This window comes from Sandaracinus amylolyticus (genome assembly GCF_021631985.1).
Lineage (GTDB): Bacteria > Myxococcota_A > Polyangia > Polyangiales > Sandaracinaceae > Sandaracinus > Sandaracinus amylolyticus_A.
On sequence record NZ_CP070225.1, the window covers coordinates 7,677,171 to 7,695,174 of the forward strand.

General features: G+C 72.2%; 15 protein-coding genes. 10 read left to right on the plus strand and 5 right to left on the minus strand.

Features of this window, described 5'->3' with window-relative positions; all coding sequences use genetic code 11:
• The first annotated feature begins 68 nt into the window (after positions 1–68).
• Complete coding sequence (locus I5071_RS32430; protein WP_236517141.1) at positions 69–239, plus strand: hypothetical protein; 171 nt, start codon at positions 69–71, stop codon at positions 237–239.
• Between the two features lie 72 nt (positions 240–311).
• Positions 312–1,118, plus strand: coding sequence for a hypothetical protein (locus I5071_RS32435; protein WP_236517142.1), 807 nt, complete (start codon positions 312–314; stop codon positions 1,116–1,118).
• Positions 1,119–1,121: 3 nt separating this feature from the next.
• On the opposite strand, the gene I5071_RS32440 is transcribed toward I5071_RS32435, so the two are convergent.
• Positions 1,122–4,673 carry a DUF4962 domain-containing protein gene (locus I5071_RS32440; RefSeq protein WP_236517143.1) on the minus strand — a complete coding sequence of 1,184 codons (3,552 nt, stop codon included), beginning with the start codon at positions 4,671–4,673 and terminating at the stop codon, positions 1,122–1,124.
• Between the two features lie 77 nt (positions 4,674–4,750).
• Between I5071_RS32440 and I5071_RS32445 the strand changes: the two genes are divergently transcribed.
• From I5071_RS32445 to I5071_RS32460, 4 genes are all read left to right on the plus strand, one after another.
• Positions 4,751–5,143, plus strand: a complete 393-nt coding sequence (locus I5071_RS32445) for a hypothetical protein (RefSeq protein ID WP_236517144.1) — start codon at positions 4,751–4,753, stop codon at positions 5,141–5,143.
• Between the two features lie 71 nt (positions 5,144–5,214).
• Positions 5,215–7,734, plus strand: coding sequence for a mechanosensitive ion channel family protein (locus I5071_RS32450; RefSeq protein WP_236517145.1), 2,520 nt, complete (start codon positions 5,215–5,217; stop codon positions 7,732–7,734).
• Between the two features lie 76 nt (positions 7,735–7,810).
• Complete coding sequence (locus I5071_RS32455) at positions 7,811–9,364, plus strand: ATP-binding protein (RefSeq protein ID WP_236517146.1); 1,554 nt, start codon at positions 7,811–7,813, stop codon at positions 9,362–9,364.
• 128 nt (positions 9,365–9,492) lie between these two features.
• Positions 9,493–10,974, plus strand: coding sequence for a right-handed parallel beta-helix repeat-containing protein (locus I5071_RS32460; RefSeq protein WP_236517147.1), 1,482 nt, complete (start codon positions 9,493–9,495; stop codon positions 10,972–10,974).
• Here the strand turns inward: I5071_RS32460 and I5071_RS32465 are convergent.
• Entirely contained in the window at positions 10,940–11,335 is a 396-nt protein-coding gene (locus I5071_RS32465; protein ID WP_236517148.1) for a DUF1622 domain-containing protein, read from the minus strand. The two genes, I5071_RS32460 and I5071_RS32465, sit on opposite strands and share 35 nt — an antisense overlap.
• A gap of 31 nt (positions 11,336–11,366) precedes the next feature.
• On the minus strand, positions 11,367–11,558 hold the full coding sequence (locus I5071_RS32470; RefSeq protein ID WP_236517149.1) for a hypothetical protein: 192 nt from the start codon (positions 11,556–11,558) through the stop codon (positions 11,367–11,369).
• Between the two features lie 88 nt (positions 11,559–11,646).
• On the opposite strand from I5071_RS32470, the gene I5071_RS32475 reads away from it, so the two are divergent.
• The 3 genes from I5071_RS32475 to I5071_RS32485 all read left to right on the plus strand — a co-directional run bounded on the left by I5071_RS32475 (position 11,647) and on the right by I5071_RS32485 (position 13,984).
• The gene (locus I5071_RS32475) at positions 11,647–12,060 is read left to right on the plus strand and encodes a BON domain-containing protein (RefSeq protein ID WP_236517150.1); all 414 of its coding nucleotides are present in this window, start codon (positions 11,647–11,649) and stop codon (positions 12,058–12,060) included.
• An 84-nt stretch (positions 12,061–12,144) separates the two neighbouring features.
• Positions 12,145–13,347, plus strand: coding sequence for a pectinacetylesterase family protein (locus I5071_RS32480; RefSeq protein ID WP_236517151.1), 1,203 nt, complete (start codon positions 12,145–12,147; stop codon positions 13,345–13,347).
• 196 nt (positions 13,348–13,543) lie between these two features.
• Entirely contained in the window at positions 13,544–13,984 is a 441-nt protein-coding gene (locus tag I5071_RS32485) for a DoxX family protein (RefSeq protein ID WP_236517152.1), read from the plus strand.
• 6 nt (positions 13,985–13,990) lie between these two features.
• Here I5071_RS32485 and I5071_RS32490 read toward each other — a convergent pair whose 3' ends face one another.
• Both I5071_RS32490 and I5071_RS32495 read right to left on the minus strand, forming a co-directional pair.
• Positions 13,991–14,674: a C-type lectin domain-containing protein gene (locus I5071_RS32490; RefSeq protein ID WP_236517153.1), complete on the minus strand. Its 684-nt coding sequence runs from the start codon at positions 14,672–14,674 to the stop codon at positions 13,991–13,993.
• 149 nt (positions 14,675–14,823) lie between these two features.
• On the minus strand, positions 14,824–16,851 hold the full coding sequence (locus I5071_RS32495) for a tetratricopeptide repeat protein (RefSeq protein ID WP_236517154.1): 2,028 nt from the start codon (positions 16,849–16,851) through the stop codon (positions 14,824–14,826).
• Between the two features lie 73 nt (positions 16,852–16,924).
• Between I5071_RS32495 and I5071_RS32500 the strand changes: the two genes are divergently transcribed.
• Positions 16,925–17,845, plus strand: coding sequence for a hypothetical protein (locus I5071_RS32500; RefSeq protein WP_236517155.1), 921 nt, complete (start codon positions 16,925–16,927; stop codon positions 17,843–17,845).
• Positions 17,846–18,004 lie beyond the last annotated feature (159 nt).

Here is an 18,004-nt window from a genome sequence, read left to right on the forward strand (position 1 = left end):
CCTCCGCGACCCTCGGTGCGAGCCTCGACGAGGCTCGATCCTGTACCCCAATCGCGGACATTCGCGAAGTGCGCGATTTCGTTGCGCAATCGGTGAGCGAGAAGGCGAGAAACGGCCCTCCGGCGCGAAAAAACGATCACGATCTGCGCGCGCGCGACGAAATTTCGATGCGCCGCGCGCGCACCAGGCATCGAGATCGTCGCTTCCAGCTCGACCACGGTGGTCGATCGCTCGCGTGACGACCCGTGGTTCCGTTCCGTGGGCCGACACGAACGAGGAATCATCGACCGGCGCCGAGCGTCCCGGCGCGCATGCGCGACAGCCCTGCTGCGCCGTCGTCCGTCGGCGGACTCCACGTGCTCGCGATCATCACGATCGTGCTCGGCGTGCTCCTGTCGATTCCGACCGCGTTCGTCACCTGGTTCCGGATGACGGTGGAGCCAACCCCGACTCTGGCCGCGCTCGCCGGTTGGTACGTGTGGGTGGTCCCGATCGCCGCGCTGGTGCTCGACGCGATCACCCGCGGTCGCGCGCTCTGGCGCGTGCTCGCGATCGGATGGGGCTCGGCGTTCGCGTGGTGCCTGGTCGCCCTCGTGCTCTTCGGTCGTTATCCGAGCCGCGGGCCGCACGAAGCGATCGCGTTCTCGTTCTTCGCGCTCACGGTCGGCACCTCGGTCGCGCTCGGTGCGTGCGCGCTCCGCGATCGCGTCTCGATGCGCGCGGGCGTGGCCGCCGCGATCTTCGTGATCGCGCTCTCGATCTTCGGCGGCCATCAGGCGATGCGCATCTTCACCAACGAGCTCGCCTGGGCGCTCCCGATGACCTCGTATCCGGTGCGCCAGTACCACTACTCCCACTTCATGGGCTGCGATGTCCGGTACGCATCCGCGCCGATCGATCGCGCCACATTCGACGCGCTGGTGCGCGAGCGCGGTCTCGTGCCCGGCGTGCCCGAGCGCGCGTCCGACGACTCGTTCGCGCCCTCGTGGTTCCACATCGACGAAGACGACGAGATCTACTTCGAACCGATCGAGCCACGCTCCGAGCACGCATGGTGCTGGTCGATCGCCGCCTGGAACGGCACCGACACGATGCTCACCCGCGGCTGCGTGTGGTGACGCTCAGCGCAGCGGGGCGATCTCGCGCACCGTGAACGCGCGCAGCTCGAAGCGCTGCAGGTCGGCGCGCAGCACCGCGATCGGGCCCGCCCAGTCGACGATCTGATCGCGCTCGTACGAGAGCGGCGCCGCGTCGCAGCCGTCGTCCTGGGGGTCGCCGTTCCAGCCGCCGCGATCGTCGTGCTGGGTCACACGATCCCAGTGTCCGTCGGCCTCGCGGTCGACCCAGATCTCCATGTGCACGCCGTCGCCGTCGTTCTGCAGCACGAACTTGAAGCCGACCCACTCGCCGCGGGGCAGCCCCTCGGCGAACACCGTCTCTTCGGCCGCCGCGTTCGTGTAGCCCGCGGTGTGGCTGATCTCCTTCTTGAAGAACGCACTGCCGTCGACCGCGAGGCTGCCCTTGTACGCGCTGCCGAGGCAGGGCTGGGGCACCGGTCGCGAGAACGGATAGCCGGGCCAGGTCACGGTGCCGGGCGGTGCCACGACTCCGTCGTTGATCTCCGACGTCGAGACCATGCCGTCGCTGTGGCGCTCGCCGCGCGCGTAGAACGTGAACTCCTCGCCCTCGTCGCCCTCGAGCCAGCGCAGGTAGACCGTCATCTCGACGTTGCGCCACCACGCGTCGCCCTCGAGCGACGTCACGCTGTGGCGCGGCGATCCGTCGCTCAGCAGCGTGCCCGGCTCGCTGCCCGCGCCCACCGCGTCGTCGTGGGGATCCCAGGCGCCGCTCCCGCGCGTCGGATCGGCGGGCAGACACCACTCGCGGCCGCCGGCGATCGTCGGATGGATGTTGCGGGTGCCGAAGCAGTCGACGTCGTCGCCGGGCGGCGTCGCGGCGTCGGTCCGATCGACCGCGGCGTCCTCGCCGGTCGTCGCGTCGGGGCCGACGACCGCGGCGTCGAGGTCGTCGTCGACCTGCGCGTCGATGCCGCTCGCATCGCGCGGCGTCGCGCCGGCGTCGACGCCGCCGGGCTCGTCGCCCTCGCCGCCCGCACAGCCGAGCGCGAGCGCGGTGACCGCCGCGAGGGCCCACCGGCGCCGCGCCGCGATCAGCATGCCCAGCATCCCGAGCGCCGCGAGCGCCGCGCTGCCGCGCGATGCCGGCGCGCCCACGACCCCGCACGAGCACGTGCCTTCGACCGTGCTGCGGCCCGGCGTCGTCGACGGGGTGCTCGCATCCACGACACCGCCGTCCTCCCGCACGTTCGAGACCCCGCCGTCGACCTGCATGCCACCGTCCTCCTCGGGCTCGGCGCCAGCGCCGACCACCACGTGATCTCCGTCGCGCTGGTACGCGACCTCGACGCCTCCGCGCGTGACCCGCGTCACCTCGGGCGCGTGGACCCGCACGCTCACGCGATCGCCGCTGAGCTCGATCGCGCCCTCGCTCGTCTCGACCTCGACGCTCGCGGGCGCGCCCTCGAGCACCTCGATCCGCGACGTGCCATCGACGACGAGCGAGCTGCCCGCGAGGATCGCCGCGCGCGCGGCGCCCACGATCGCCGCGGCTCCGTCGTGCTCGATCCCGTCGGCGCCCTCGAAGACGACGCGGGTCTCGCCGAAGCGCGCGCCACGATCGCCGTCGATCGGATCGATCGCGCGGCGCGACGCCCACGACGCGGTGCGCACCGGCACCAGCGCGTGCAGGAACGTGTGCGCGCTCGCGTCGCTCGACGGTCGCACCATCGCCGCGGTGAGCTGCCCGTCCGCGTCGAAGCGCTGCACGTGGCGCGCGGTCTGCGGCTCGGTCGTGATCTCGAACGACGCCGGGGCGAGCACGCGCACGCCGAGCGCGCGCCCGTTCTTCGCCTCGAGGCGCAGCCACGATCCGTCGCGCACCGCGGCGTCGACCGCGTGCCACACGACCTCGTAGCGATGCGACGCGCTCGATCGCACACGATCGCGCACCAGCACGACCTCGCGATCCGCGTGCACCATCACGCGCTCGACGAGCTCCATGCCGCGCGATGCCGGATAGAGCGCGGTGCCGTCGGCGCGCGCGAACGCGTGGTGCGCGGTGCTGCCGTAGGACGGGATCGTGCCGATGCGATCCCAGAACCACGCGCGCGCATCGTCGGCGGCGGAGCTCCCCCGGCGCACGCCCTCGCCGAGCTGACCGAGCCCATCGATCAGGATCGAGTTCGCGAAGCGCGTGCGGTTCGCCTCGGGGTCGCCGTTGGCGCGACCGATCCAGTAGCCGGGCACCGGCACCGTGAGCCACTCGCCGTCGGCGAACATCTGCACGCCGAGATCGTCGGCGTGGTCGTGCCCGTAGTTGATCGTGCCCTCGGCCTCACCGCCGTCGCGCACCCGCGCGAAGTTGCCGTGACCGCCGAAGGGCCCGTTCTTGAGCACCACGACCGCGTCGTCCTCGTCCCATCCGCTGCGCGTCGTGAAGAGCGAGAGGTCGGCCGCGAAGTGATCGAGCGTGCGCGGCGCCTCGGGCGTGATCGACGAGTCCCAGAGGATCGCCGCCATGATCGGCCCGCGCTGCGAGGGCGGCCACGTCGTGATCCCGGTGCGCCCGCCGCCGCCGCCCTCGAGGAACTGCCGCGCGTACCACGCCGCGAGGCGAGCGCCGCCGAAGCGCATGCGATGCGCGGCGAGCGCGATCGTCGAGTCGTTGGTGAAGCTCGAGAAGTCGCCCCACACCGGGTACTCGCGGCGATGCGCGAGCGCGGGCGGCATCGTCATCGCGCGCATCGACGGCAGATCGCGCAGCAGCGCGGCGTCGGCGAAGTCGATCCCTTCGGCGCGGCGCGATGCGAGGCCGTGGATCAGCAGCGCCTCGAGCCCGTAGTTCGCGTAGCCACATCCTTCGTGCCACGCGCCGCCCTCGACGAGGTTCATCGCGCCGCGCGCATCGGTGAGCGCCGACTCGGCCGCGCGACGCCACGCCGCGGTGTCCGCCTCGATCTCGCCGTGCACCGCGATCGCCGCGATGCCGAGCCCCGCGTGGTTGATCCAGTGGTGGTTCTGGATGCGGTCCTCGACCCACCACGCGCCGCCGATCGCGGCGTCGTACATCTTGCGACCCTCGCGCGCGATCGTGGTGCGGCACGTCGCGCGCTCGCCCTCCGACAAGCGCGCGTGGAGCCAGTCGTACGCGACCGCGACGTCCATCAGGAAGTGCGCGGAGTAGAGGTCCGGCGCGGGCCCGTCCTGGCGCGACGCGAACACCCAGTCGCCGTAGCCGCAGATGCCGACGAGGTACGCGCGCGCGAGCTCCACCGCGCGGCGTGCCCGCTCGTCGCCGGCGTCGCCCCACACCAGCGCGGCGAACGCGAACGCGAAGAGCGAGTCGCCGATCGCGCGCGGATCGTCGAAGTACTCCCAGCTCGGATCGGGCGTGCGCGGGAACGAGCCCTCGTACGCGGCATCGATGCCGCGGGTGAGCGCGGTCGCGACCGGCGCGAGATCTCGGTCGAGCGCCTCGCGTACCCGCGGCAGCTCGTCGCGCGAGAGCAGCACGCGCGGCCGGTCCTGGGCCTGCACGCTCGTCGCGGCGAGGAGCAACACGACGATGCAGGCACAGGTGCGGACGAGGCCCATGAGGCCGATGTACCGAGCGCGCGAGAGCGCGTCGCTTACGCTCGTTGCGCGCGTCTCCGCGGCGTAGACTCGCGCTCGTGATCGCACGCGTGATCGTCGGGCTCGTCCTCCTCGTCGGCTCGGTGCCGCTGACGATCCTCGGGCTCGACGCCGGTGAGCCGGGCTTCGGCGTGCCCCCGATGTACGCGCCGTTCGCGTACCTCGGGCCGCTCGGCATCGGGCTCGGCATCGCGATCGTCTCGGCGTCGAAGGCGCCGCCCGGGCGCTTCCTCCCGCGCGTCGGCGCGCACCTGCTGCTCGTCGCGGGCGTCGTCACCGGCGCGGTCGCGATCCTCGCGACCCGCGCGTACTACGGCGGACCCTGCGTCGCGATCATGCTCGCGCCGCTCGCGATCGGGCTGCTCTGGGCGGGCATGGTCGCGACCCGCGCGACGTGGCGCGGCATCGAGCGTCGTCCCGGCGCTCGCTGACCACACCGACGCATGCGGGCCCACGTTCCGGCGGCGGACGTCTCACGCGCGCTATGCTCGCGCCCGTCCGCATGGGAGCACATTCGGAAATCCGTGGCGTCGCGCTGATCGCGCTCGCCCTCTCGCTGCTCGCGATGCGCGCCTCCGCGCAGGACGCCGGCACCCTCGCGCCCGACGCCGGCACGGTCGAAGAGGCGCCGCCGAGCGAGCCCGCGGCGCCCGAGCCCGCCGCCGAGGAGCCCGAGGCCGATCGCCCCGACCCCGCCGAAGAAGCGCGCGAGGCCCTGCGCGGCGCGCACCTCGGCGAGCTCGCGACGCGCACCCGCACCGCGCTCCAGGCGGCGCGCCCGCTGCTGCGCGCGAGCGACTCGATCACCGACATCCAGCGTCGACTGCCGCGCACCGAGGCCGATCTCGAGCGGCTCGGACATCCCTCGCGGCTCGCGCGCATCTCGCAGCTCTCGCAGCGCGAGCTCGCCGATCTGCGCCAGGAGTGGCGGCGCTACGGCACGATGCTCGAGGAGTGGCAGACGACGCTCGTCGAGCGCGCGGGCGAGCTCGAGCAGGCGCGCAGCGAGCTGGTGGAGCTGCGCCGACAGTGGGCCGCGCTGCGGCGCGCGTCGGAGACCGCGGGGCGTCCCGAAGGTCGCCACGAGCGCATCGTCACGTCGCTCGAGCAGTCGCGCAACGCGGCGACCGAGCTCGATCAGCAGCGCGAGCTCGTGCTCGGCCTGCAGGATCGCGTCTCGGAGCTCGCGCTCGTCGTCGAGGACGTGACCGAGCAGCTGCGCGCGGCGAGCGCCGCGTACCGCGATCGCCTCTTCGTGCGCGACGCGCCGCCGTTCTGGCAGGGCCTGCGCGGCGCGACCTCGTCGACCGACGAGCGCTCGCTCGCGACCCAGGCGCGCGAGAGCTTCACGTCGAGCTCCGAGACCCCCGCGGAGCTCGCGGCCTCGCTCGCGCCGGGCGTGATGCGCCAGCTCTTCGTCTTCGCGCTGCTCGCGGGGATCGTGCTGATCATCCAGCGACGCAGCCGCAGCTGGCCCGAGGGCGACGAGACGCTCGCGATCGCGCGCGCGATCGTGGCGCGGCCGTTCTCCACCGCGCTCCTCGTCACGCTGCTCGCGACGCCCGCGCTGGTGCGCAACGCGCCGATCGCGCTCTACGACGTCGTGTTCTTCCTGCTGCTCGTGCCGCTCGCGCGCGTGCTCCCGCCGCTCGCGCCGCCCCACGTGCGGCCGATCCTCTACTTCCTCGTCGGCTTCCTCTTCGTGAACCGCATCGAGTCGACGATGCCCGAGGGCACCGAGCTGCGGCGCCTGCTGCTGCTCCTCGAGTGCCTGATCGCGATCGCCGCGCTGGGCTGGTGGGCGCAGCGCACGAGCCAGAGCGATCGCCTCACCGCGGTGCTGCGCGGCGTCGCGGTGACCGCCGCGATCATGCTCGTGCTCGGCCTCGTCGCGAACGGCCTCGGGTACTTCTTCCTCGCCGAGATGATCGGCGTCGGCACCGGGTTCAGCGTCTACACCGGGCTCACGCTGGTCGCCGCGGTGGTGGTCGCGCAGGCGCTGCTCGACCTCGCGATCCGCAGCGAAGCGGGACGTCTCTCCCACGCGTTCCGCGAGCACGGCGGGCTCATCCACCGGCGCATGCTCGGCGCGCTCTCGCTCGCCGCGTTCGTGCTCTGGGCGTTCGCGACGCTCGACGGGTACGGCGTCGGCGCATCGCTGTGGAAGTGGGCGGCCGAGACGCTCGAGACCCAGTGGGACGTCGGCAACCTGCACCTCTCGCTCGGCGCGATCGTCGCGGCGATCACGATCGTCGTGGTCACCCACTACAGCGCACGCTGCATCCGCTTCCTGCTCGAGATCGACGTGCTCCCGCGCATGAAGCTCGAGCCCGGCGTCGACGGAGCGATCTCCGGCATCTCGCGCTACGTGATCTACGGCGGCGGCCTGCTCCTCGCGCTCGCCGCGCTCGGCATCGACGCGAGCCAGATCGCGCTCGTCGCCGGTGCGCTCGGCGTCGGCATCGGCTTCGGTCTGCAGAACATCGTCGCGAACTTCTTCGCGGGCGTGATCCTCATGCTCGAGCGCCCGGTGCGCATCGGCGACTTCATCGAGATCAGCCCGCTCGTCGGCACGGTCTCGCGGATCGGGCTGCGCTCGAGCACGGTGCGCGCGCCCGACGGCGCCGAGGTGATCGTGCCGAACGAGAAGCTGATCAGCCGCGAGGTCGTGAACTGGACGCTCTCGGATCGGAAGCGCCGCGTCGAGGTGAAGGTCGGCGTCGCGTACGGCACCGATCCCCATCGCGTGCTCGAGATCCTCCGGCGCGTCGCGCAGGAGCACGCCGAGGTCACGAAGGACGGGGTCCCGCCGAGCGCGTCGTTCGCTGCGTTCGGCGAGAGCTCGCTCGACTTCGCGCTGCAGTTCTGGACGAGCGATTTCGGCGAGGCGGGCCGCATCCGCAGCGAGGTCGGGCTGCGGGTGCACGACGCGCTCACCGAGGCCGGGATCGAGATCCCGTTCCCCCAGCGCGACCTGCACGTGAAGAGCCTGCCCGAGGGATTCATCGCGAAGAAGGCGTGATCCGTGGCATTCTCGTGATCGGGAGCCGACCGCTCGAAGTGCCCACCGGGCCTTCGCGCGACGTCCGATCGAACGCTTGACGGAGCAGCAAGAGCGAGCGTGGCGCGCGCAGGACGTGGTCGACGTCCTGCCGATGCCTGCGCTCGTCACGTGCGGCGCGGACTGCGCCGCGGTCAACGCGGCGTACCTGACGATGCTGGGCGTCGATGCCGGCGAGGTGGTCGGCCGCTCGATCGAGTCGTTGATCCTCGAGCGGGTCGCGCCGCCCGATCGCGACGTGGTCGAGCGCGCGCACGAGCAGTCGCGCACGCCGCAGCCCGCGGGTCACCTCTGGTGCCGGCTGCGCGACGCCGGAGGACGCGAGCACGCGGTGCGCGTGGTGTGGCGACGGCTCTGTGTGCCCGGCGCGCGGCTCGTCGTGTTCTTCGACGCGGAGCCCGAGGCGTTCGGCCGCGAGTCGACCGACGTGCTCGCGCGTGTCGCGGGATCGCTCGGCTCGTGCGCGACCGAGGACGACGTGCTCGAGCGCGCCGCGGAGGCGCTCTCGGAGCGCGGCCTCACCTCGACGGTGCTCTTGATCGACGAGGGCGATCCGCTGCTGCGCTACGGCCCGACGCGCTCGCCGGGCAGCGGTCCCGGACGGCGCGCGTTCGAGCGGGCGCGCCCGCCGCGCGCGATCCTCGAGACGTTCAATCCTGCGTTCTCCGATCGACGCGCCGCGTTCTTCCAGAACGGCGTGCGCCTCGTGCGCGACGCGTACCCCGAGCCGGTCGCGAGCGATCTCGCAGCGCGCCTTCCGTCGGAGCGCATGGTGCAGGCGCCGCTCTTCGTCGACGGCCGGCCCTACGGCGCGCTGGTCGTCACCGGCGATCTCCTCACGCCGCTCCTCGCGGTGTCGATCGAGCTCTTCGCGGAGCTCGTGGCGCGTGCGATCGAGAACGTCCGGCTGCGCCAGGAGCGCGTCGACCGCGAGCGGCTCGCGGCGCTCGGCGAGGCCGCCGCGGTGATGGCGCACGAGGTGAGGAACCCGGTCGCCGCGCTGCGCAACGCGGTGTCGCTGCTGCAGCGCGCGGATCTCGACGCGCCGTCGCGCCAGGCGATGATGCGCGTGGTGAGCGAAGAGGCGTCGCGCCTCGAGCGGATGGTCGAAGATCTGCTCACGCTCGGTCGCCCCCTCGTGCCGCGCCCGCGCGCGGTCGCGCTCGAGTCGCTCGTCGATGCGGCGGTCGGGCTGCTCTCGAGGCGCAGCGAGCTCGACGCGGTGACGATCGAGGTGAGCACGCCCGATCGCCCGATGCTCGCGCTCGTCGACGAAGATCTGCTGCAGCTCGCGGTGAACAACGTGCTCCGCAACGCGGCGCAGTCGTCTCCGGCGCGCGGCCGGGTGCGCGTGTCGTTCGAGATCGGGACGCGCGAGCGCGCGGTGGTGGTGGAGGACGAGGGGCCGGGCTTCACCGACGAGGTGATGAAGCGGCTCTGCGAGCCCTTCCTGACGACTCGCGCGACCGGCACCGGGATGGGCCTCGCGGTGGTGCGGCGCATCCTCGACGCGAGCGGCGGGCGCATCGAGGCGGGACGAGGCGCGGCCGGCGGCGCGCGCGTCGCGCTGTGGGTGCCGGCCGAAGATTGAGTCCTTGCGGGAGTGCTCGTCCCGCAGGTCCCGGACGGGAGCGCGCGCAGCGCGCGGACGGTAGGGACCGGCGGGCGAGCCGAGTTTCGACAGTCTTCGAGTCTGAAGAGCTGTCGTACTCTCGAGCGATGACGTGTCGTGTCGCGCTCCTCGTCGTCCTGCTCTCGCTGCTCGCTCCATCCGCTCGCGCCCAGGACTGCGATTGTGATCACACGCTCGCGCTCGACGTGACCACCGCCGACGGCGAGGCGCTCGGGATCGAGGCCGGCGATCGCGTGTGCGTCGCGGCGGGCGAGCGCCCGTTCCTTCGTCTCTCGCGCTTCGTCGGCGCCGCCGACGCGCCGATCACCGTGATCAACTGCGGCGGTCGCGTCGTGATCCGCAACACCGATCGCGCGTATGCGCTGGTGGTCGAGGGCGCGTCGCGCTTCGTGCGCGTGACCGGCACCGGCGATCCCGAGATCGAGCACGGCTTCGACGTGAGCGCGCCCGATCGTGATCCCTACGCGGGCGTGGGCGTGTGGATCCAGGGCCGCGCCAGCGACGTCGAGATCGATCACATGGAGGTGCACGACACCGGCTTCGCCGGGGTGATGGCGAAGACCGATCCCGGCTGCGACGACCGGCCCTTCTGGGACGACTTCGTCATGCGCGACGTGCATCTGCACCACCTCTGGGTGCACGACACCGGCGGCGAGGGATTCTACGTCGGCAGCACCCAGACCGCGGGCTACATGCGCGAGTGCGACGGCACCACGGTGACGATCCCCGCGCACTTCCTCGAGGGCATCGAGATCGACCACGTGCTCGTCGAGGACACCGAGTGGGACGGCGCGCAGGTCGGCTTCGCGCGCAGCGGATGCAGCGTGCACGACAGCGTGATCCGCCGCGTCGGATCGGCGGGCGAGATGTACCAGCAGCAGGGCCTGCAGCTCGGCGCGTACTCGACGTGCGACGTGCGGCGCAACGTGCTGAGCGACGGGCCCGCGCAGGGGATCATCGTGCTCGACACCGGCGACACGACGATCGCGGACAACGTGATCGCGCGCTTCGGCGAGAACGGCGTCTACGTGAACCTGCGCGGTCTCGTGGAGCGCGCGAGCCATCGCTTCGTGCACAACACGATCAGCGGCTTCGGCGAGGACGCGATCCAGGTGTTCGGCGCGGGCATCCAGGATTCCGTCGCGTGGAACAACTTCGTGATCGGCGGCGACGCGTCGGCGATCGCGGCGGGCGGAGACGTCGGCATCGAGATCGACCACAACGTGGTCGCGTCCTCGATCGCCGAGGCCGGCGTGATCGGCCAGGACGACTTCCATCTCGGCGCGGACTCGCCGGCGCGCGGTGCCGGGCGCGACCTGCGCGAGATGGGGTTCGCGATCGATCTCGACGGACGCGCCCGCGCGATGCCGCCCTCGGCCGGCGCCTACGAGCACAGCGAGGACGCGGCCGAGATCGACGCCGGCGTCGGCAGCGACGCGTCCACCACCGAGGCACCGTCGAGCAGCGGATGCGGCTGCCGCGTCACGCGACGCGCCGACGGCTCCGCGCCGCTCGCGCTCGCCTCGCTCGCGATCACGACGATCGCGCTGCGGCGTCGCCGGCGCTGATCCACTCGCCCGGTCCGCTCCGCTCCGCGTGCTTCTGCCACGGCCATCGCCCTTCGGTCTCGAGCTCCAGCGCCCAGCTCAAGAACGTCCGGATCACGACGAGGATCGCGAGCACGCCGAGGCTCTGGAACGTCGGCTCCAGCGCGACCGTCGCGACGATGTCGGCGGCGACCAGCAGCTCGAGGCCGAGCAGGAGCGAGCGGCCGAGCGCGCGCCGCAGCTGCCCGTACGAATCGCGGCGATGCGCCACGACGTGCTGCGCGAACTGCGCCCACGCGATCACGATCCCGACCACGATGATCGCGACGCCCGCGACCTCGATCGCGCGGCTCACGACCTCGAAGACAGGGCCCTCGTGCATGCGCGCGCTCGAGTGCACCCCGCGCGCCAGCTCAGCGGTCGCGCGGCTCGTCGCGGCGATCGGGCTGCGGGGCGCGCGCGATCGCGCTGGTGGGGACACAGCCTTGCTCGCCGCTGCAGCACTCCGCCTGGTTCACGCCGCGCATCGGGCACTCGCCGCGCCCGCACGCCGCGTGGCCGTGCACGTAGATCATCTCGGTCCCGCAGAACGCGCAGCGCAACATCGCGCGAGCGTAGCCGACCGTCGCGATGGACCACGCACCTCGCCGGCCTCGCGATTGCTCGCACCGATCGCGAGAGGAGGCCTTCGCCATGAGGTTCGGGCTCGGACGACGACATCCCCCGGGACCGCGCGGGTTCCGCCGCTCCGACGAGCGCATCCACGAGGAGGTCTGCACGCGCCTCACGCTGGACCCGTGGATCGACGCGTCGGAGCTCGAAGTGCGCGTGAACGGCGGCGAAGTGCTCCTCGAGGGCGAGGTCGACACGCGCGAGCAGCGCTGGCACGCCGAGGACCTCGCGTGGTCGGTGCTCGGCGTGGAGGACGTGCTCACGCGCGTGCGGGTGCGCGGGCTCGTGCCCGGTCGTCCTCCGGCACCGCCGCGCGCCCACGACGAGCCGCTGCGCGAGCCGGTGATGACCGAGCCCGCGCACCCCTCGCGCCTCAGCTCGTTCCGCACCGGGCTCGAGTGGGGCGGCGTCGGACGGCGCCCCCGCGATTGGTGAGAACGTCGGAGCGCACGAACGCGTGTATCGTCGCGCGGTCTTCCTTCACGCAGGAGATCGATCGTGCGTACGACTTCGCTTCCGATGATCCTCGTGCTCGCCGGGCTCGCGCTGGGTGGGTGCGAGGCCGAGCAGCCACCGCTCTTCGTCGCGTACGTGCCCGACGAAGGCACGCCCGAGCGCATCGCGTACGACCGCGGGCTCACGCGCTACCTCGGCGCGGCGCGCCCGGTCGAGACGACGAGCGACGGAGACTCGACGACCTTCACCTTCGATCCCGAGAGCGGCCCGATGTGCATGCGCGGCCGCGAATTCCGCGCCTCGGTGCGCGAGACCGAGAGCGAGGATCTGCTGGTCTTCCTCCAGGGCGGCGGCGCGTGCTGGAGCGCGTTCTGCCTGGCGGTCACCACCGCGCCCGCGGGCATCCCGCCGACCGATCTGCTGCGCGACGAGGAGCGCAATCCGCTGGCCGGATGGGACGTGCTCTACGTGCCGTACTGCGATGGATCGCTGTTCGCCGGCGACAACGAGATCGACGAGGACGGAGACGGCGCGGCCGATCGCTTCCACCACGGTCTCGCCAATCTCTCGGCGGCGCTGACGATGGGACACCAGCGCTTCCCCTCGCCGCGTCGCGTGGTGCTCGCGGGCAGCTCGGGGGGCGGATACGGGACGATCCTCGCCGCGTTCCTCGTGCGCTACGTGTATCCCGACGTGCCGATCTTCGTGATCGACGACGCGGGCCTCGGGGTCGCGCGGGCCGGAGACACCGAGTTCCTCGACACGCTGATCGACGAGTTCGGTGCGCGCGATTTCCTCCCTCCCGATTGCACCGACTGCACGAGCGACGGGCACATCATCGGGCTCGTCCGGTATCTGCTCGATCGCGATCCGAACCTGCACGTCGCGGCGATCTCGTCCTGGTACGACTTCGTGATCAGCGAGGTCTTCCTGATGTCGACGCCCGTCGAATTCAGCGCGGCAGTCGAAGCGGAGACGGGCGCGCTCCACGAGGCGCACCCCGATCGATATCGACGCTTCCTCTACGACGGTCGGGCGCACACCGCGCTGCTCGGTGATGTGACCGGCATCGTCGGGCGCGACCTCGGATCGGTCGAGCTCCCGGCGGGCGGCGTGAGCCAGCTCGGGCGCATCGAGATCATGAGCATGCACGACGTGTCGGTGGAGGACGTGGTGCTCGCGGACTGGGTCGGCGCGATGGTCGAAGGCGACTCCGAGCAGTGGAGAGACCTGGTCGCGCCGCGCGGCGAGCCGCCGACGGAGTAGCTCGCGCGGCACTCCGAAGGCGCCGCGCGGAGCGCGTGTCGCTCCGCGCGCGCCCTGGGGGCTCGGGCTCCCCATGCGTGTTTCTCGGGCATTTCTCGCGATCCGCGCGGGATCACACGGGGCACGAGCGTTGCTCAAGCCGCTCACACGGCACGATGCCGCTGGCGGAGCGAGCTCGTGCCGCGCTGGAGGCTCTATGCAGATCGGCGATCTGTTCACCGAAACCTCGCCTTGGATGGTCGACACCGCGCTCCTCGTCGGGCGCGTGTTCATCGGCGTGTGCTTCGTCGTCCACGCGCTCGGGAAGCTCGGCGTCGTCGGCAAGGGCAACATGGAGCAGTTCGCGAGCTGGCTCGCGAGCCTGGGGGTGCCCTTCGCACCGCTGCAGGCGCGCATCGCGATGCTCTCGGAGCTGATCGGCGGCGCACTGCTCGCAGCCGGCTTCTTGACGCGCGGCGCGTGCGTCGTGCTGTTCTTCACGATGGTCGTCGCCGGCGTGCTCGGCCATCGCGGCGCGGGCTACCTGATCACCAACGATCCGCCGGGCGCCGAGTACACGATCAACCTCGCGGTGATCTGCGTGATGTTCGCGCTGATCGGACCGGGCTCGTACTCGCTCGACGCGGCGCTCTTCTAGACGCGATCAGAGCGGCTCGCAGACGTAGGGGACTGCCATCGTGCAGTCCTCGTCGATCCACACCGAGCTCGAGACGATCATCGCGCAGTTCTCGCGCCGCGCGCCGTTGGGCTCGGCTGCGCCCCAGTGCACGTAGGCGCCGCCGATCGGCTGGCCGCCGCCCGTGGCGTCGCGGAAGAAGAGCGTCCCGTCGTTCCACGTCCAGTCGCCCTCGCGCACCTCGTCGGTCGCGCCGATCCACACGCGGTCCGCGACCCGCAGGACGTCGACGAAGTCCTGCTCCGCCGAGTCGTCGACGCGCACCAGCCGCATGCCGAGATCGGCGCAGCGCATCGCGGCGTCGTTCCGGGTGCGCAGGTCCTCGCAGTAGAGATACCGGCGCCCGAGGTACCCGCCCGCGAGGCACCCCGGCGGTGCCGGGCCGCCATCGGGACGCGGGCCGGCATCGCGACGGCCACCGGCATCGACACCGGCATCGACCCCCGCATCGCGCTCGACCGACGCGGACGCATCGATCGGCGGCATCGCATCGGGATCGGGCGGATCGGACGCCGCGTCGATCGGAAGCGCCGCGTCGAGACCGCTCGACGACGAGTCGCCACGCCGAGCCGCGTCGACGATCGATGCGTCGAGCTCGTCGAGCGCCTGCGGGTCGTAGCCGAGACGGCCGCAGCCGAGCACCGCCGACACGAAGGAGAAGAAAAGAATGCTTTCGCGCGCAAGCGATCGCACGCGCGGAGGATACAGCGGTGTCAAGCGTCCGGTGTCGGGAGGAGCCCAGCTCGAAGACACATCGAGGACGTAGCGTTCGCGCCACGCAGCGTCGGTACGGAGCGCGATCAGCGAACCCCGATGCGCTCGCAGGCCTCGGCGTAGCCCGCGGTGCACGCGCGCTGATAGTGCGGTCGCGCACGCGACGCCGACGCGGTGCCGCCGATCAGCCCGCTCTCGTAGGCACGCCCGAGGTTGAAGCAGCCACGCGGCTCGCGTCCTTCGCAGGCACGACCCCAGAGCTCGACCGCGCGCCGCACGTCGCGCGCGACGCCGCTGCCGAGCTCGTGCAGCGAGCCGAGGTTGCTGCACGCGAGCATGTGGCCGGCGTCGCAGGCGCGCTGGAAGAGCGCGGCGGCGGCCGCGGGATCGCTGCTCATCGCGAGCGTGCCGAGGCTGGTGCATCCGTTCGGGATGCCGCCCTCGCATGCGCGCGAGTAGAGCTCGCCGGCGCGCGCGACGTCCGCCGCGATCCCGAGGCCGCGCTCGAGGAAGTAGCCGAGCGCGTTGCATCCGCGAAGCTCGCCGCCCTCACAGGCGCGCGTGACGAGCTCGAGGGCGCGCGCGTCGTCCTGCGCGACGCCGGCGCCGGCGCGGAACGCGAGGCCGAGGCGGGTGCACCCGTAGAGCTCACCGCCCTCGCACGCCTGGGTGTAGAGCCCGACCGCGCGCGCGGGGTCGGCGCTCGCGCCGATGCCCTGCTCGACCAGCGCGCCGAGGCTCGCGCACCCGAGCAGCTCACCGCCCTCGCACGCGCGCGAGTAGAGCTGCGCCGCGCGCGTCGGGTCCGGCGGCACGCCGCGGCCGCGCTCGTACATCAGCCCGAGGTTCGCGCAGCCGTAGAGATCCTCCTGCTGCTCGCAGGCGCGACGGAACAGGCGCAGCGACTCCGCGAGATCGCGGGTGACGCCGCGCCCTTCGTCGAGCAGCCGCGCGAGGTGGATGCACCCGAGCGAGTCCGCCTGGTCGCACGACTGTCGGTAGAGCCGCGCCGCTGCCGCGACGTCGCGCGCGATGCCGCGTCCGTCCTCGGTCGCGAGGCCGAGCGACACGCACGAGCCGGGCTCGCCGCCCTCGCAGCCCTGCCGGAACAAGCGCACGCCGGCCTCGAGATCGACCGCGACGCCGATGCCCTCCTGGTACGCGCGGCCCAGGTTCCCGCACCCGATCGGCTCTCCGTCCTCGCACGCGCGCCGATAGAATTCCGCGGCGCGCGCCGCGACGCGGCCGCCCTGCTCCTCGAAGATGAGGCCGAGCTCGTTGCACGCCGGGCCGCGCCCGTCGCGACACGCGCGCTCGAGCAGGCGCTCGGTGCGACGCTGCTCCGCCGCAGCGATGCCGCCATCGCGCAGGATCACGCTCAGGCGCTCGCACGAGAGCACGTCGTCGGCCGCGCAGCCCGACTCGAAGAGCCGCAGTGCCTGCGTCGTGTCGGCCGCGACCCCGCGCCCGCTCACGTAGCGCTCCGCGAGCGTGCGGCACGCCTCGGCGATGCCGGCGCGACAGCTGCGATCGAGCAGCGACGTCGCGAGCGCCGCGTCCTCGGGCGCCGCGCTGTCGTTGATCAGCGTCGCGACGCGCCAGCACGCCTGCGCGAAGCCGAGCTGGCACGAGCGGTCGTAGCGCTCTCTCGCGCGCGTCGTGTCGACCGGCGTGCCCTCGCCCTGCTCGTGCATCTCGGCGTGCTGGAAGCACGCCTCGGCATCGCCCTGATCGCACGCGGTGCGGAAGAGGATCAGCGCTTGATCGGAGTCGCGCGTCACGCCGACGCCGTTGCGGGTGAGCCCACCGAGGCGGCGACATCCCTCGGCATGTCGCGTCGCGCACGCGCGGTGATAGAGCCCGGCGGCGCGCGTCACGTCGGCGGTCACGCCCTCGCCGCGCTCGAACGCGAGCCCCGCGACGACGCACTGCGCGGGCTGCGCGGGCACGCAACGCGCGGCCATTCGATCCTCGGCGGAGAGACAACAACCGCGCGCATCGCGCTCGCGCCGCGGGCACGCGTGCGAGCACTCCTGCGCGCTCGCGAGCGAGCGCATCGACACGAGTGGGAGGAGGAGGACGAGCGAAGCGAAGACGGCACGAAGCGAGGTCATGAGCAGAGAGCCTACCGCGACATCGGGATCGTCCGCGCCGCCCCGGGCACGCGATCTGCTCCGTCACCGGCCGATGCTCCGACTGTCGCAATCCGTGCCACTGCTCGCGATCACGAGCGCGCTCGTCTCGGGCTGTTATCTCGACCACGGAGCCGACGGACCGACCCCGCGAGACGCCGGGACGGTCGACGCGCGGACCACGCCGATCGGGCCCGACGCGTCGTTGCTGTGGGACGCGGGCTCCGCGCCCGACGCCGGCCTGACGTGCGCGCCGACGCGCGCCGACTTCGTGTGCCTCGAGTCGATCGTCGTGCCCGCGGCGACGCCCTTCACGCTGCCGCTCGCGTTCGACACCTGCGGGTGCTGCGCGCAGACCGAGTGCGCGGTGGTCGACGTCACGCGCGACAGCCGCACGGTGCGGCTCGTCACGACGCTCTGTCCCGACCCCTGCGACTGCGACGCGTGCAACACGCCGATCGCGCAGTGCGAGATCCCCGGCCTGCCGGCCGGTGAGTGGCTCGTCGAGGTGAACGGCGCGCCCGCGATGGTCCTGCCGGTCGCTTCGCCACACCACACGAACGGGCGGACGTGCGTCGACTTCGCGGAGGACGACGAATGCACGCGCGGCCGCGAGGTGCTCGAAGGACGCCCGATGCGCCCCTCGCGCGCCTGCGTGAGGCGTGGCTTCGGCGGCGAGTCGCACGACGAGCTCGATCTCGTCGAGGAGTGCGGCACCTGCGATCGCGAGAGCACGTGCGAGGTGCGCGTCGTGCCTCGGCTCACCGACGATCTGCCGCCCGGCAGCGACCTCCACGTCACCGCGAATCGCTACCTCGGCGCGTGTGACGGTGTCTGTCCGCCGGTGTGCATCGAGAACACCCGCACCTGCCCGCTCCCGTCGCTGCCGCCGGGCGACGTGAACCGCGTCTTCGTCGACGGAGAGCCCATTCTCACGTTCACGTCGGGTGAGAGCGAGGTCGTCTGTAGCGATTGACCTCCTCGCAGCGTGCCAATCACGACTGGCACCTACGACTCCGACGATTCTCACGTTCTCGCCGAGGTCGATTCTCCCCAGAGAGCGCTCCGTGCTCCGCGCGCGGAGCGTGCGCCGCTCCGACTCCCGCTATGGAGCAAAAGCACAGCGTTATGCGGG

Excerpts from the sequence above, each read along its gene's own strand:
- I5071_RS32435 (WP_236517142.1), top strand. The coding sequence starts at position 312 with ATGCGCGACAGCCCTGCTGCGCCGTCGTCCGTCGGCGGACTCCACGTG.
- I5071_RS32440 (WP_236517143.1), bottom strand. The coding sequence starts at position 4,673 with ATGGGCCTCGTCCGCACCTGTGCCTGCATCGTCGTGTTGCTCCTCGCC.
- I5071_RS32450 (WP_236517145.1), top strand. The coding sequence starts at position 5,215 with ATGGGAGCACATTCGGAAATCCGTGGCGTCGCGCTGATCGCGCTCGCC.
- I5071_RS32460 (WP_236517147.1), top strand. The coding sequence starts at position 9,493 with ATGACGTGTCGTGTCGCGCTCCTCGTCGTCCTGCTCTCGCTGCTCGCT.
- I5071_RS32465 (WP_236517148.1), bottom strand. The coding sequence starts at position 11,335 with ATGCACGAGGGCCCTGTCTTCGAGGTCGTGAGCCGCGCGATCGAGGTC.
- I5071_RS32470 (WP_236517149.1), bottom strand. The coding sequence starts at position 11,558 with ATGTTGCGCTGCGCGTTCTGCGGGACCGAGATGATCTACGTGCACGGC.
- I5071_RS32475 (WP_236517150.1), top strand. The coding sequence starts at position 11,647 with ATGAGGTTCGGGCTCGGACGACGACATCCCCCGGGACCGCGCGGGTTC.
- I5071_RS32480 (WP_236517151.1), top strand. The coding sequence starts at position 12,145 with ATGATCCTCGTGCTCGCCGGGCTCGCGCTGGGTGGGTGCGAGGCCGAG.
- I5071_RS32485 (WP_236517152.1), top strand. The coding sequence starts at position 13,544 with ATGCAGATCGGCGATCTGTTCACCGAAACCTCGCCTTGGATGGTCGAC.
- I5071_RS32495 (WP_236517154.1), bottom strand. The coding sequence starts at position 16,851 with ATGACCTCGCTTCGTGCCGTCTTCGCTTCGCTCGTCCTCCTCCTCCCA.
- I5071_RS32500 (WP_236517155.1), top strand. The coding sequence starts at position 16,925 with ATGCTCCGACTGTCGCAATCCGTGCCACTGCTCGCGATCACGAGCGCG.